11 protein-coding genes are annotated in these 14,889 nt (G+C 47.8%); 1 reads left to right on the top strand and 10 read right to left on the bottom strand.

The window, feature by feature from the left end:
• Positions 1-21 precede the first annotated feature (21 nt).
• Complete coding sequence (locus C4J86_RS04135) at positions 22-552, top strand: PBECR2 nuclease fold domain-containing protein (protein WP_124369565.1); 531 nt, start codon at positions 22-24, stop codon at positions 550-552.
• 346 nt (positions 553-898) lie between these two features.
• Here C4J86_RS04135 and C4J86_RS04130 read toward each other — a convergent pair whose 3' ends face one another.
• The 10 genes from C4J86_RS04130 to C4J86_RS04080 all read right to left on the bottom strand — a co-directional run bounded on the left by C4J86_RS04130 (position 899) and on the right by C4J86_RS04080 (position 14,654).
• A complete protein-coding gene (locus C4J86_RS04130; RefSeq protein ID WP_256657643.1) occupies positions 899-1,054 on the bottom strand; it encodes a hypothetical protein in 156 nt (51 codons plus the stop codon).
• Positions 1,055-1,412: 358 nt separating this feature from the next.
• A complete protein-coding gene (locus C4J86_RS04125; protein ID WP_218566822.1) occupies positions 1,413-1,883 on the bottom strand; it encodes an AMP-binding protein in 471 nt (156 codons plus the stop codon).
• A gap of 910 nt (positions 1,884-2,793) precedes the next feature.
• Complete coding sequence (locus tag C4J86_RS04120; RefSeq protein WP_256657642.1) at positions 2,794-2,985, bottom strand: hypothetical protein; 192 nt, start codon at positions 2,983-2,985, stop codon at positions 2,794-2,796.
• Between the two features lie 321 nt (positions 2,986-3,306).
• Positions 3,307-4,056 (bottom strand): hypothetical protein, encoded by a 750-nt coding sequence (locus tag C4J86_RS04115; protein WP_124369563.1) that lies wholly within the window; start codon positions 4,054-4,056, stop codon positions 3,307-3,309.
• A gap of 922 nt (positions 4,057-4,978) precedes the next feature.
• Entirely contained in the window at positions 4,979-5,941 is a 963-nt protein-coding gene (locus tag C4J86_RS04110; RefSeq protein WP_124369562.1) for a fimbrial protein, read from the bottom strand.
• A 263-nt stretch (positions 5,942-6,204) separates the two neighbouring features.
• A complete protein-coding gene (locus C4J86_RS04105; RefSeq protein WP_124369561.1) occupies positions 6,205-7,167 on the bottom strand; it encodes a fimbrial protein in 963 nt (320 codons plus the stop codon).
• Positions 7,168-8,003: 836 nt separating this feature from the next.
• Complete coding sequence (locus tag C4J86_RS04100) at positions 8,004-8,972, bottom strand: fimbrial protein (protein WP_256681735.1); 969 nt, start codon at positions 8,970-8,972, stop codon at positions 8,004-8,006.
• A gap of 977 nt (positions 8,973-9,949) precedes the next feature.
• Positions 9,950-10,120 carry a transposase gene (locus C4J86_RS27320; RefSeq protein WP_372239265.1) on the bottom strand — a complete coding sequence of 57 codons (171 nt, stop codon included), beginning with the start codon at positions 10,118-10,120 and terminating at the stop codon, positions 9,950-9,952.
• A 242-nt stretch (positions 10,121-10,362) separates the two neighbouring features.
• Positions 10,363-13,572 carry a hybrid sensor histidine kinase/response regulator gene (locus tag C4J86_RS04085; RefSeq protein ID WP_164487762.1) on the bottom strand — a complete coding sequence of 1,070 codons (3,210 nt, stop codon included), beginning with the start codon at positions 13,570-13,572 and terminating at the stop codon, positions 10,363-10,365.
• Between the two features lie 452 nt (positions 13,573-14,024).
• On the bottom strand, positions 14,025-14,654 hold the full coding sequence (locus C4J86_RS04080; RefSeq protein ID WP_124369558.1) for a response regulator transcription factor: 630 nt from the start codon (positions 14,652-14,654) through the stop codon (positions 14,025-14,027).
• Between the last annotated feature and the right edge of the window lie 235 nt (positions 14,655-14,889).

Here is a 14,889-nt window from a genome sequence, read left to right as displayed (position 1 = left end):
CTCCAAATCGAGCTACGACGTTTGAGCACGGACCCTCTCCTACCCAAGATTTCTGAAGTAAAAGGCCAACCCACGTGGATTGATAGCAGTCTTCCCGACTTGCGTACGTTAGAGCGCGAGCTGCGTACACACGCTCTTGAGGAAGTTACCGCGGCGACCACACATGAAGATGCCATCGAGGTGACAGCTCTCCATCTGGGGTTCATTGACCCTGCGATCTTGTCCATAACCGTCGAGACGCCTATGGGTGTTGTGACGATCTTGCGCAGCAGCATCCATCACATCGTTGAAAAACGGCTGGATGCCCGTGAGCGCTACGTAAGATTGGCCTTGGATACGCTCACAGGCCCGCTGGAGGTCTGGAAAGTTGCGTTCACAGACGGTAGTGACCGCCTGGCTTTCATCGGAGCATATGAGTCGAAGCGGCAGATGCTCGTAAGCGTCGTGTTCTTCGAGGGCCAGATGCTCTGGAACTTTATGCACACGGACGCCAAATCGCTCAATAAGCATCGCCATGGCGAACTGTTATACAAGCGCTACACGCTTTTCTGAGAGCAAAGAAAAAGGGCTACTCATGAAAGTAGCCCTTAAATTTGAAGCTTGATATTCATATACACACCCTCAAGCAGGGGTGTGGAGGTCTCACCCTACGCCGATGTTCAGCCATCGCCGGGGTTCCTACGCCAGTCATTGCCGCTGAAGGCCACTGGTTTCGCGCTCACCTGCAATCATATACAAGGTGACACTTGTGTCAACCAAATTTGATGAATGGCCGTAATTTTCCGGGACTTCCGGTGATTCCGGATGAATGCTTTGCGTACGGATTCCCCAGCGTGCAAGGCGAAGTATTAAAGCTCAGGCACAGGCTTTTGCTGCACGGCCAGGAAGGAAGCTCGCATCAGCTGCGTGACCTGCAGTTGCAGATCCTCACAGGCTTCAAAAAAGCCAAGGGCGCGTCGTCGGTACCGTCCTTGAGCAGTTTGGCCATGTCCTGGACGAGTTCACCCATCTCCGGCAGCTGCTGTTTGATGTGAGCGGTGTTGAGCACGGTCATTATCTCCGGTGACGTTTATTGGTTAGTGCCGCGCCAGTGGGCTCAAGCGTGGCCAGCCAGAACGCACCTGCCGCCAAGCCCCCAGGGCCAGCGCGATTGCGCAATGCGATACCCACTGACGCCCAGTATTTAAACGGCTCACCGGCGACGGTGTACACTGTCCGGGGGCCATTTGTTGGTCGACAGGGTAGTCCCGCTTAGCAATTCTCAGGCGACGCTGCTGATCAGTAATGCGGTGGTGACCACCAGTAGGTAGCCCACGATGCGGGAGACCCAAGCCCCGGGCTTTGGACTCGACATGTCGATCTTTTTGGGGTGTTTTTGTCGCGATCCCCGTTACGCGTAACGCGCGACACGGTCAGGCCAAGGGACGGAAGGGCGTGCCATTTTTGGTCAGGGTGATTAACACAGGCATAGTGGATTCATTGGTAATGTCATACACCCAAAAATGTCGACCCTTTGGCCCCATGAGGTGCGATTTATCGGTCACCTGGTGGCGCATCCCCTCAGCTGCTGCTGAAATTTCATAACTGTACCTCGGTAATCCGGTCGCCATGTCGTACGGCCCGGCGCCCAAGCGGAACTTGGCTCCAGGTTGAATATCAACCGGGATATAAGCAGCACCAGTTTTGGCTATTGCCAAGATTCCAATGATAAGCTCCGGCGTACGCTGTGCTATCAAGGGAACTGTGTGGCTGGAATTGACGCCTGCTTGTTGCAATACTCCGCACAACCTGTCGCTTTCCTGGTTCAACTGTTGATAAGTCATTCTGGCATCACCATGAATGACGGCAACGTTTCTGGGATATCGGCGGCTTGTTGGATGAATTGCGACAACACATTACGCATTTTCTTCTCCCGCACTCTTGAAGATAAGATTTGTATTGATTTCGCAACTAAAAAATAAAACATACCTCGCGCATGAAGTACAAGCGCCATGAGAAAACAATCAAGCTATAGACGCCAAGGCTTATACAGTCGATTTCCCTCGAATAAAGTGATAGGCGCAAACAAAATCCCGCCATAAGAAAACGATCAATGGCGGACGGTTATTAATACGTTTAAGCTTTCATAAGCTTCGAACCACTTGCCCGGACATGGTGCCGCTGGCAAAAAGTCATTTGACCTGCAAAGAAAATAATTTGAGAACAGACTAGAGTTATACTTGCGTTCCTTTGCAGGATGGGAGCTACAATTCCTGTTAGCTATTTTAGCTTAGCGCAACCAATTTGATTGTTAAAGTCTAATTTCTATAGCTTTTTGCGATGACGTGCAAAATATAAATTCTAAGAGAGTGAAGATGAATCAAGCCGTCAGTCAGCGTGCTAGTTCGCGTCCAGCCACACCTGTGCTTCGCTCACAGCAAACAGCAGGTCGTGGTGCAAACTGCATAGCATAGGCCGGGGTAAATATACGCTTATCCCTGAGCTGGGAGAGGAGGCGAAACCCTATGCCCAGGCCATACCTAGTCTGAGCAAACTTAAATTTCCGAGCATGTCGGCGATTGGCAGCGGTCGGCACCGGGGGGCGAGGGTGAGCTGCGCGGCGTCGATCAATGGAAGTCAAACAGCAGCGCTGGCAGTACCTGGTGCCTGAGCCTGAACATGAGCGTTTGATTCGTGTGTACTGGGACGGGCCAACCGCCCGGCCGGGCCGGGCATCTGATGATACGAGTTGGTGACTCATTATGATCGGCGTGGTCAGCGCCCGGAAAATTCCCCGACGTACGAGGTGAAATATTAAAGGTCGGACACAGCCTTTTGCTGCACTGCCATGAAGGTCGCGCGCATCAGCTGTGAGAGCTGCAATTGCAGATTCGCACATACTTCTAAGAAGGCCAAGGGCGCATTATCTGTACTGTCCTCAAGCAGGTAGGCGATGTCCTGAATGAGTTCACCCATCTCCTGCAGCTGCTGTTTGGTATTGAGCATGGCAATCATCTCCGGCGGGGCTTTTGGGTTGGTGGATCGTCATTCGATTCCAGTCTGGCCAGCCATAACGCGCCTTTCGCCAGGGCGGTCGGTATCAATGCAATTGCGCAATGCGACCCCACTTAGGCCAGTCAAAAGGTTCGCGTGTGTGGCTGTACACCGTCCTGAGGGTCCATCTATCGGTCGGCATGGTGGTATCGCCAGGCAGTTCCTGGGCCGCGCTGAGAACCTATAAGCCAGTGGTAACCGCCAGAAGGCAACCCACGGCTTCGAAAAAAGCATTTCTCCAGCATTAGTAGCTACTTTCCAGCGCCACGAATTCTAGGATGTGCTCTGAGGGTTGAATGATGCGCCCGTAGTGCCTACGCTCAGATTCTCGACCGTGCTTCCCCACCGGTGCATTGAAGTGCGGCCGCGGACTTGCGCGCAACCTGACAATTTTTCGGTGGCCTGCGACAGTTCCAACTCCAACCTCACCAGCTCGGAGCTTGCATCAGCCTGGAGTTTTTTTATACGTTCGAAAATTTGCAGTTTTATATCGTCGGCGGAGCGCTTCAATCGCAACATTTCGATGGGTGAAGCACGCCCCTTATTAGCCAGCTGTTCGGCAATAGTAAGATCTCGCATAGAGACTAAATATTTGCGTTCCAACATCAGGATACTTTCATTAAGTGCACGCTTTTCTGATTTATAAATACGGATTTCCTGGTCCATCACCATAGGAAATCGCTTAACTATATTATCGAAAACCAGTGGCTGCTGGTAAGCCACGGAACGTAGACGGGTAATTGCCGCTTTCAGGCCGATCACCTTCAATAACGCTTTGCGATAGCCGGGGCTCGGGCAAACGGGATCGACTGCCAAATACTTTTTACCCTGCTCCACCACATCCCCCTGACCCACGTAAATTTCCGAAATAATTCCGGTCTCCAAGCCCTGGACTACCTGAACTCGGCTCAATGAGGCAATCTTGGCATCTCCCCCACCCATGTTTTCGACCTGGGTACAATTAACCGATATCACACCGCTGATAATCATCGCCGCAATAAAGTATCTTTTTATTCGGGGCATAACTTATGCTGCATCAATTTAGGCTCGTGCGCATCGCAAATCAAATAAGCGATACCGGACTTAAATACTGTGTAAACGTGACTCTACCAATTCTGATTGGTACGACGTAGACCTCACCAATATGAATGCTAATGAGGGCGGGAATCAATGATCATCAAAGACTGGTTGAGCAGAACAAATTGTAAATCAAAAAACGACTAACAAACGTTATCGCAACCTGAGACCCTTGTTAATCTCATACCCTAACATGTGATGCTCTATACACCTCAAAACTCTAGCCAAAATCGGAATATCAGCCCCTTCTAAGCTTGTAAAGTGACAGCCAGACAACCACGAGCATTGCGTCTTATATAAGCCCACACTATTATAAATCAACGAATGCCTGATACAGCCCCTATTATATAACACCAAGTCAAGTTCCACCCCTGCAAAAAAAAGAATTTCCTCGTCGATTACCAACAGATCAAACACATCGATCGCATTATCCATCAACACCGTCAACTCTCGAAAGGAAGAAAGCGGTACCAGCCGGTGATAACCTAAACTGCTAAGGTTTTTTTCAACTCGCACTCTTCGAGTGCTATCGCCATCAACTAAAATGATACGTAATCGCGGATTTTTCATAACTTATATTTGTCTATTCGTATTAAATAGAGCAGCGTAAGGCAACCAATGTGTCGGCATAGACCAAGGTACACCCATCAGGCCAACCATAGGATTAATTATATCGTGGAGCTTTATGCTATTCGCGCCAGACATGTCAAAACCACCCACTAATACGACAGGCACTTCCTACCAGACAAACAACAACCAATAGCGACAGCAACGGAAACACCCAAAATCGCGTAAACCATATTAGAGATAGCGAACCTGACACTTCAGGAAGGTAAGCTTTATCCTATATACACAGCACAACAAAGTGCTAATTGTATTCCAAGACCATCGTCATTACCGCATTAGCCACACCGGGCTGAATATTTCCCTCTTTTGGAATATACTTTGCCAGTCCATTGAAGCGGAAGACCTCTCCTAGCGGTTGAGAACTCTGCCAATCGACTGGTATGGCGTTAGCCCTATCAAAAGGTAATGCAACCCCCTTATCGTTTTCTAGCCCAATTACAACACCTTCAGCCACCCCAGAACTTCCCCTACCCGAAAGATTTAGAGTACCAGCGGCTGGAGAGTCACCGTCAAAATATACTTTTACCGGCAAAGGTTTTCCTGCAGGTACACCAGTGCAAGAAACATCAAAAGAAAATGACTTTGGCGCAGCGCTACTGGACCTCACTTGTCCGACAAAAACTTTCCCCAAGTGGACATCTAAATTTAGATTTCCGGCAGAACATATCATGTAATTGTTCTCAGTCAACTCTGTTGACACCTTCCCTTTATATGACGCAAGTTTCAGCCCTGAACCTCCAACTTCTACGGCCTCAATGTCCAAATCGAACTCTAGCCTATTTTTTCCAACCCCCGCACCTGTGCGTACTAACTCAATTACAATAGTAGTTTCGGCCACCATCGGCGGATGGAAAACAAAAGAATAAGGCAATGTATGTTTTGTGTACATACCTAACACAAACCTTATACCAACCCCTTCAACGTTGGTCTTATATACTTTAGAAATCCCGGACATTTCCATACCCGTTTTTTCTTCATACGATATGACATCTCCGTCCACACAGCCAAAGAAATAATCGCCAGGAGTGTACCATTTTATCTGCGCCAGCACTCCCCCAATAGGAACAGATGAAATTCTAACCGAGCTTGGAAATGTCACATCAAATGCTTTGAGCTTATCCGAACACTTAGCATGCGCCGACTCCACAGGAAAAATATATAAAAACAAGCAAGCCACTACAAAACTAAAAATACGCACACTCATGACCACTACCTTTCAGGATCAACCCCATCAGCTTACAGATTAAAAAAACGAAGCCAATAGGACAAAACCTTGCACCCACTCAGACAATTCTTACATCAAAGCATGTGAGGCGCGCAGCCGGCGTACAGTAGGGTCCTCTTAGCTGCGATCCACTCCGCTCCGGCACAAGAAGGTGAGCTGTAAACAGCCTTTTATTCTTTACTCACGCTATCATAACCGGCAAAAGCCAGAACTTCACTCCACATACCAACGCAAACAAGGTACTAGTTGTATTCCAAGACCATTGTCATTACCGCATTCGCCACACCGGGCTGTATGTCTCCCCCTCTCGGAATATACTTCGCCAGTCCATTGAAGCGGTAGACCTCTCCTAACGGTTGAGAATTCTGCCATTCGATTGGTACCGCATTAGCCCTATCAAAAGGTAAAGCAACCCCTTTATCATTTTCCAACCCTATTACTACGCCTTTAGCCACCCCAGAACCTCCCCTACCTGAAAGATTTAAAGTACCGGCAGATGGAGAGTCGCCGACAAAATATACTTTTACCGGAAGCGGCTTTCCGGCCGGTACACCAGTACAAGAGACATCAAAAGAAAATGATTTTGGAGCAGCACTACCGGACTTTACTTGCCCAACAAAAAACCTTCCCAACTGCACATCTAAACTCAGATTTCCGGCAGAACACATCATATAATTATTGCCAATTACGTCAAATGATAACTTTCCCTTATATGTCGCAACTTTACCACTCGCCCCTCCACCCTCCTGGCCGATCTCAATGTGGAGATCGGACTCTATCCTTTCTTTCCCGACTCCAGCACCTATGCGTACAAGCTCAATCACTATCGTACGATCCACAGACCCAGAACGAGAGAAAACCCTGGAAAAAGGCAATGGTATTCCTCTATTTCCCAGTAGGAATCTCATACCAATGCCTTCAACGTTTGTCTTATACACGCCAGGAATTCCGGACATCTCCATGCCCGTTTTTTCTTCATATAAGAGTATATCTCCTATGTCACAACGTATGGCATTACTGAGAGGGCTCTGCCATGCCGTCTGCGCCAACACCCCTCCAATGGGAACGGATGAGATCCTAAGCGTGCTTGGAAATGTCACTTCATATTTATAGTCATTGTCAACACAGACAGCGAGTGCCGACTCTGCAAGAAATATATAGGAAAGCAAGCAACCCATTACAAAATTTATAAGACGTACGACCAAGACCACCTCCCCCCAGAATCAAACTTACAGGTAGAAAAAAGAAGCCAACAGGACAAAGTCCTCCTCTCCCGGAACAATTCCTACACCAAAGCATTTCGTGCGTTTTTTGAGCAACAGACGCCGCCCGTATCTAACCTTTAGGCCGATGGTACCTTTGAGTATTACCAACCCGAGCAGAGTAGCTCTGCCATGAGCGTCGTAACAAGATGATACCTAACCATATGTTGACCTTATTGAGTCTGGCCGAGAAACTCGACAACACTTCACAGACCACAATCACAGACATGTGGCGGGACATAGCGCACTGATATTAGCGAGTCAGAGCGAAGGAAAATGCATACTGGATGAAACCGCTGAACAACATGCACATGGTCAAGTCCGCTTTAACTGTTAGGCGCGCAGACGGCGCACAATAAGCCCCTCTTAGCATGTGATACACTTCGCTACGACACAAGAAGGTGAGCTGCAAATAGCCTTTTATTTTTTACACACGCTTTCGACTCTTTCTACAACGTTATTTACAGGTTCTAAAAAACGCCAGATCATTAAATATCGATGAAAGACTTACGCCCTTCCAGATAACAACGACAGGAAGTCTACCGGATATAAAATCATACTGAGAATGCCCCCTTTGCGGGCCAGTGCTTCAAGCCAGCTACCTTACTGATGTTCAAGTTAAACTTTAGTTAAAATAAAGCCTTCACTTCATAATTGGCAATGACGTTCTCCAATTCCGCCCTAAACAAAATCAACATCAAATCCTCAATTGTGGAGCGCCACCTTAGAGCATAATATTACAGAAAAGCCAGAGCCTCGCTCCTACGCAAACAAAGGAACTAGCTGTATTCCAAGACAATTATCATTACCGCATTCGCCATACCGGGCTGTATGCTTCCCCCTCCTGGCATATATTTCGCCAAACCATCGAAACGGTAGACCTCTCCTGACGGTTGAGAGCTCTGCCATTCGATTGGTACCGCATTAGCCCTATCAAAAGGTAGAGCAACTCCTTTATCATTTTCCAATCCAATTACAACGCCTTTAGCCACCCCAGAACTTCCCCTACCTGAAAGATATAAAGTACCGGCAGATGGAGAGTCGCCGACAAAATATACTTTTACCGGAAGCGGCTTTCCGACAGGTACACCAGTACAAGAAACATCAAAAGAAAATGACTTTGGTGCAGCGCTACCGGATCTTACTTGTCCAACAAAAAATCTTCCCAGTTGCACGTCTAAATTTATATCTCCGACTAAACACATTGTATAATTATTTTCCTCCAATTGTGTTGATATCCTCCCCCTATATGTCGCAGCTCTTGAGGCCGTACCGTGACCGACCGAAATGTCAAAATTAGCCTCTAGCCTGTTTTTCCCGACAAACGCACCTGTGCGAATTAAAGAAATTTCTACCCCAATGTCCACACCAAGTGGCCGTTCGTAATGTAGTGCAAAAGGCACTGCTCTATTGGTATGAGGTTTCAATACAAACTTCAAACCAACCCCTTCAACGTTGGTCTTATATACCCCCGGAATCTGGGACATCTCCATACCCGATCGTTCTTCATATAAGACTTTATCTCCGACGCTACAGACTATGGAATACGAGCCAATACCCATCCATAACGACCGCGCCAACACTCCTCCTATGGGAATATTGGGTGAAATCACAATCGCGCTTGGAAATGCCGCGTCAAATGTCTTGTTATCATCAGAACACCGAGCAAGTGCTGATTCCACAAAAAAAACACAGGAAAGCAAGCAGCCTATTACAAAATTAACAAGACACACACCCAAGACCACCACCTTCAAGAATAGGACTTACAATTTACAGTTAGAAAAAAAGAAACCAACAGGACTAAACGCCCCACCCCCTCGGACAATTCCTACATCAAGGTATTTCGTGCAGCTTTTGGCTAAAAATGCCATCCAGTACCTGATTTATGGGTAGGTGGGGATGGTTTGCGTGCAGCGCCTTGCAGATGATCACCCACATCTAAGGAATCATTGTGCAGAAAGCTGTGAGAGCATTACCAACCCAAACGGAGTAGCGCAGTTTGAAATTAAAAATCAACCGCTTCCTAAGCATGCATTGGGCTTGTTGACTCTGATGGGAAACTTGACGGAACTTCACAGGCCTGCGCTGCGGATCGCGAGATATATCTATTGATATAGGCGAGCCGAAGCAATCAACAACGGTAAGCGGCTGGCAAATACACCTTTGGCTACGTGCAGCAGCTCTCGCCTGTCTGCATGACAGGAGTAGCATGAGGAATATATGTTTGTATGAAACCACAGTGCAGATAAAACGCGTCGCCTTGGGATATATCAGTTGATGTGCACGGCCCGAAAGCGAAGAGCCGCATGTCTCATAAGAGCTTTTACTAACGCTTGACCAACATGCTGCTCTCCTGATGAATTTTCGACATACACCCGGCGTAGCCTCGGCATATGGATCATATGGACAAGCCACCGATGCCTATCAGTTGCTGGTTCAAGCACGCAACTATAAGGCACTCACTGGGCGCATTGAAACGGTGCTTCCCTCGAAAGTTACTCGTCAATCAGCCGGATTGATAAACCTGAATCCGTCTTCAACCCCCTCTTTTTCCCAATTTCAAAATCTTCGATAGCAAGTGCGTGATCTGAGGAATCTCGAGTTATTCATTATCGGGGCGATTTATTAGTAATCGTACCTAGAGCAGGTCTCGTACAGATCAAGCGGGCATCCGCGCATCATGAGGTGCTGGCTCCGGAAGAAATCGGGAGCAAAGCATCGCGGATCAGGCTGATACGTTAAATGTGGGGATCATCGAGCGCTTACGCCACTTTGAGATAATGTTGGCGTTGATATCGAGGTGGATAACTATGATGGAAATCGTCGCTCCAGGTAGTAAGCATTCCTGGACGACCTGAGCTTTGAACGGTTTGGGGTATAAGCTTCGTTCGCGAATGAGAATTTTTGTGACAAAGGCTAGCGCGTCAGCTTAAAAATACTCGAACACCACCACCCTTAATGCTGGAGCTTGGCAGGTGAGTTGGCCAGAGCTTACCGATAACGCGTGCTGGATAAACGCCGCTTCACAGCTGCGCATGGCCAGTCCATTTAAACTGTGGGCTGCTTAGACGGGGCATATTAGCCCCGCCATGTGTTCCGCTTCGCTGCGACATAAGCCGGCGGGCTACAAAGAGCGTCTTATTTCTTACTCTCGCTTTCGATCCTTTCCACGACAGTATTTACCATCTCTAAAAACCGCTCTAGCTTATTAGACATCAATGGAAGACTTTTACCCTTTTTAAGAATGAGCTCAATTTCCAAACTCGCTTTTATCAAGTAGGGTATTTTGACGACCGCTAACGCCCCACGAATACGATGAAGCAAGAAAATCAGTTCACTCACGTCATCACTGGCCTTAGCAGCATAAACAGCATCTAAGTCTTTTTTCATGGAGTCGACGAAAAGCTTACGCATCTGCATTGGTAAACCCGACGCGTCGTCTTCGGCTAGAGGGATTCCGCTCCGAGAAGTCGCTTCACCCAGCCTGACAACCTTGCCTTCCGTCACAGCTTTTAAACAGCTGCGTAATGCAGCCAAGCTAACAGGCTTGGTCAGCCATGCATTCATACCAGCACTGATACAACGATCACCTTCGCCTTGTAATACATTGGCCGTTACTGCCACAATCGGTATTGAACTATCGGATGATCTTACCAATTTGGTAAGTTCATAGCCGTCCATCACGGGCATATTAACGTCCGTCAGCAACACGTCGAACTCACCCACCTCTAGCATGTGAAACGCACTTTCTCCATTGCTGACCGTAATTACCGAACATCCTAACCGCTCCAATTGTTCGGAGAGCAAAGCTTGATTAACCGGATGATCCTCAGCCAACAAGACCCTTAAACCGAGCGGGACTTCGGCAAGCTTATCGTCTTGCAGAACAGCCGATTCAACTAGCCAGCCCATTGATAACATGACGGCACGTGTAATCTCCAAACGGCTATGGATATTGACATGCCATCCGTGTACGTCGCGTAAAGGGTGGATGCTCGCATGCGCGGCAGCCAGGACACGAGGGCCGGACCATTCAATGGGGGGAATTGAATCGCCATACAGCTCCAATAATAAATCTTTATCGTTGGACGTTACCGATGCTTGCTCGCTCCACTCGATGACGCCTCCCATCGACATTTCCAACCAGTGACAAATCTCGCCAGTAAGATCCGCCTCCGGAGAGCGAACATGAACTTTCACAGTCCCCACCGGAATAGCGCGAGGAAGCAGTACACTGCTCTCAAGCTCAAGAAGCTGGACTTCAAAACTAAAATTACTTCCCAGTAGGGGCACACTCGAGACCTTTAGTTCTCCCCCCATCAGTTGGCTGAGTTGCCAACAAATGGTCAAGCCCAGGCCGGCTCCATTTGTGCCAGACTGTTGATTATCAGCCTGAAAGAAAGGCTCGAATAAATTAATTTGGTGCTCTTTGGAGATACCAACTCCGGTATCGACGACCTCCCATTGAAGGCGCACCCGCCCATCCTCACGACCAAGCACTCTTAAATGAAGCACGATTTTGCCTGTAGAGGTAAATTTGATGGCGTTGCTAAGCAGATTATTAACAATCTGACGCACTCGCATACCATCTCCCAGGACTTTGCCCGGTAAGTCGGTATCGACACAGCTGTACAATAACAAACCCTTCCCCTCAGCAGTAGCCGAATAACTGCGTATCGCCTCCTCCGCCAACTCCAAAGGTGAAAAAGACTGCAGATTCAAGGCTACTTCTCCAGCTTCGATCTTTGATAAATCAAGGATATCACTGATCAATTGCAATAGAACGTTAGAAGACCCTTTAATTATCTGTAGGTATCCTGCCTGTTGCTGGCTAATCGGGGTCAACCCCAACAATTCCAGCGTTCCAACTACGCCATACAGCGGCGTTCTGATCTCATGGCTCATACATGCTAAAAAACGACTTTTTTCCGCGCTAGCAAGATTAGCTAAATTACGCGCCCTAACAAGCTCCGACTCTGAGTTTTTATAAGCTGTAATATCAATAAACGCACACAAAGAAGCGGGGCTACCGTGGTAAGTCGTCGGGGCGAATCGGGCATGCAAGCAAAGCGCGTTTATCATAACGCATGCTTCACCGGACACCGGCTCACCGCCTTCAAACATGTGCCAGTCGAGCATCAAATGCGCCACAAACTTCAGGTCGCCGACCCACTCTGATGCTAATGAATTTTGCAAAACCACTTGTCGCCCACGCTCTTTTATGACGCACAATGCAACCGGCGTCGCCTGGATAACACCGTGGCTAAACTCATTCCTACTAATTAAAGAGCCATAATATCGATCTGCTGGATCTACGATATTCCGACGCTGCCATCGCAATAACAAATACCCAAGACCAAGACAGGAGATAAGTAAAAGCAGAACATTGAGCAACGACCATTTCGCGTCATGAAATAGCCGTTGATAGCCAATGTGGTAAAAAGCTTGCCAGCTTTTTTCAAACCCAGAGCTGCGCTTGATCAACAAACCAGTCTGGGTTAAAAAAATCCCGTTTCCATAGTCAGACTTAGACATATCTGCCCCTATGACTACCACTCCCTCAGGTGAAATAAGATCTAACGAATCGAATATCGCATTTTCAGGCTGACCATATTTATAAAGGCTATCCAGTTCAAATAGAGCGGCAATATTGAATTTTGACGATGTGCTGTTGATGCCCCAAGCCTTATCGGGAATAACACCGGAAACATAAGCCAGAGTTTCCCGCGCGCCCGCCCCCAGAAATTCAGAAGCTGGCCGCCAATGTACTCGACGGGAGCCGGAGTCCGAAGGCAAACTACGCACATTACGAGCGACTTTCTCAATGACCTGTCGAAGGCCGTTACGAGCAGTTTCGCCTCGCCCTGCTCGGCGGTCAATGGGAGGAATGGAGAAGCCAGCAACACTGCGACTATCTAGAACGAATAACTGCGGCGCCGAATAGGGGGAATCATCCCAGAAGCCCTTGCGAAACTTCGAAACTTTCATGGCCAACTCTAATTTATGCCTTATCGCCTGTCCATCAAGAATAGCCTTAGGCAACATCATGGAAAATGCAAGTTCGCGCTCACCGCCCTCGACGTCATAAAAATCATGATAATTTGAGATATAATGGTTGACGCTTGACAGCACTAATGGCTTATCAAATTTAAAAGCAGCAGACGTCAGCCGAGCAACTTGTAGTAAAAAAAGCTCATGCTCATGTATTGCACCAACCATTCTAAAATAATGGTAATTAACCTTGACGCGTTGCTCCTCTACGACCGTATAAATAGCCCAATAGCTGGTACCAAAAAAGAACAGCGTAAGAAGAAATGAATATAACAACAGCGAGTTGAAGCGCAACATAGACCTTGACAAATTCCGAAGCTTAGAACGCATTATTTTCATAGTTCGTCCAGTTAAAATTTGTGCAATTTTTCATTAATGTCAGGAAATGCTTCAGTATAGGACAAAATCGGAGACCAGGAAAGGAACAGCACCACACGAATATGTAGATAATACTAAAAATTAGGGACGCCGTCTCAGTTCACCCAATAGAAAGGGCTTGAGCAAAAAGTTATGCGGGCCGTCATATCAAGCTGTTCCGACTCAGGCGCGCCTACAGACATAAGCTTATGAATTCTGAATCATATCTCTAGCTAACCAATAGAATCGCCAATTTTTTGAAACTGAATAGCTTAATGCCTAGGATACGTTGCAGACGCAGCCAAACGGTATCCTTCGGGCAAGATTAATTGAATTTTCGCTTCAATATTTTATAACCGAGCATTAGGCTTAACGCCACCAAACGGCTATTTTCAGGAAATGCCATTGCGCTTGGCTAACTCAACTAGCGCCACAAGATTTGGAGCGTTAAGTTTTCGTTGTAATCTGACCTTATAGGTGCTCACAGTCTTGTGACTGATGATCAGTGTCTCGGCGATTTCCTGATTACCAAATCCTTGGGCGAGCAGCCTCAAGACAGTTATTTCACGATCAGAAAGGTCTCTGATAAGGGCACCTTCATCATGAGCACCTTGAGCGTTTTCCCTCAACATGAAAATGGTATCTTCTGGAAAATAGGAATACCCCGATAATACCGCCTTGACCGCGCCCGCCAGCTTGTCAAGGTTGTCCCCCTTGCTGACGAACCCAGCAGCTCCGGCCTGCAAACAACGCATCGCAAAATTGCGCGGCTCTCCTGAGGTAAGAACGAGTATTTTGACGGCAAGGCCAATCGACTTCAGGTGAGCAATCACCGCAAAACCGTCCTTGCTAGGGATGCTGAGATCAAGAATGATCAAGTCGGGAAGGAGCCTGCGGGCTATCTCCAAAGCGTCTGAGCCATTATCGACTTCTGCAAGAACGGTATGCCCCTCTTCTTCCAAAGCCACCTTAACCGCCAAGCGGATAAGCGGGTGATCATCCACAATAACAATACGTCCCATAGAGACCTCTCCGAAAAACGCACGAGCGTGAGGATAATCAACGGGGTAAATTCACCTTACCTCGCGGCGGATGGCATCCGCGTCCCCTGCGTCAGCGAGCGTATCAGAATTAGTTAGGGTAAATACTCAACGCTTATATTTTTTTAGCTCGTCAGCCTGACTCAGCCCTTTCGTAATCCTAAAGACCCCCGTTATAAATCAGCACCAATGTGCCAAGGCCGACGCGCTAGAGCGC

It is taken from the genome of Pseudomonas sp. R2-7-07, assembly GCF_003852355.1.
Classification (GTDB): Bacteria; Pseudomonadota; Gammaproteobacteria; order Pseudomonadales; family Pseudomonadaceae; genus Aquipseudomonas.
Note: the sequence above shows the minus strand (reverse complement) of the source record. Positions and strands in the feature narration are given on the sequence as shown.

Excerpts from the sequence above, each read along its gene's own strand:
- C4J86_RS04110 (WP_124369562.1), bottom strand. The coding sequence starts at position 5,941 with ATGAGTGTGCGTATTTTTAGTTTTGTAGTGGCTTGCTTGTTTTTATAT.
- C4J86_RS04130 (WP_256657643.1), bottom strand. The coding sequence starts at position 1,054 with ATGACCGTGCTCAACACCGCTCACATCAAACAGCAGCTGCCGGAGATG.
- C4J86_RS04115 (WP_124369563.1), bottom strand. The coding sequence starts at position 4,056 with ATGCCCCGAATAAAAAGATACTTTATTGCGGCGATGATTATCAGCGGT.
- C4J86_RS04080 (WP_124369558.1), bottom strand. The coding sequence starts at position 14,654 with ATGGGACGTATTGTTATTGTGGATGATCACCCGCTTATCCGCTTGGCG.
- C4J86_RS04085 (WP_164487762.1), bottom strand. The coding sequence starts at position 13,572 with ATGTTGCGCTTCAACTCGCTGTTGTTATATTCATTTCTTCTTACGCTG.
- C4J86_RS04120 (WP_256657642.1), bottom strand. The coding sequence starts at position 2,985 with ATGCTCAATACCAAACAGCAGCTGCAGGAGATGGGTGAACTCATTCAG.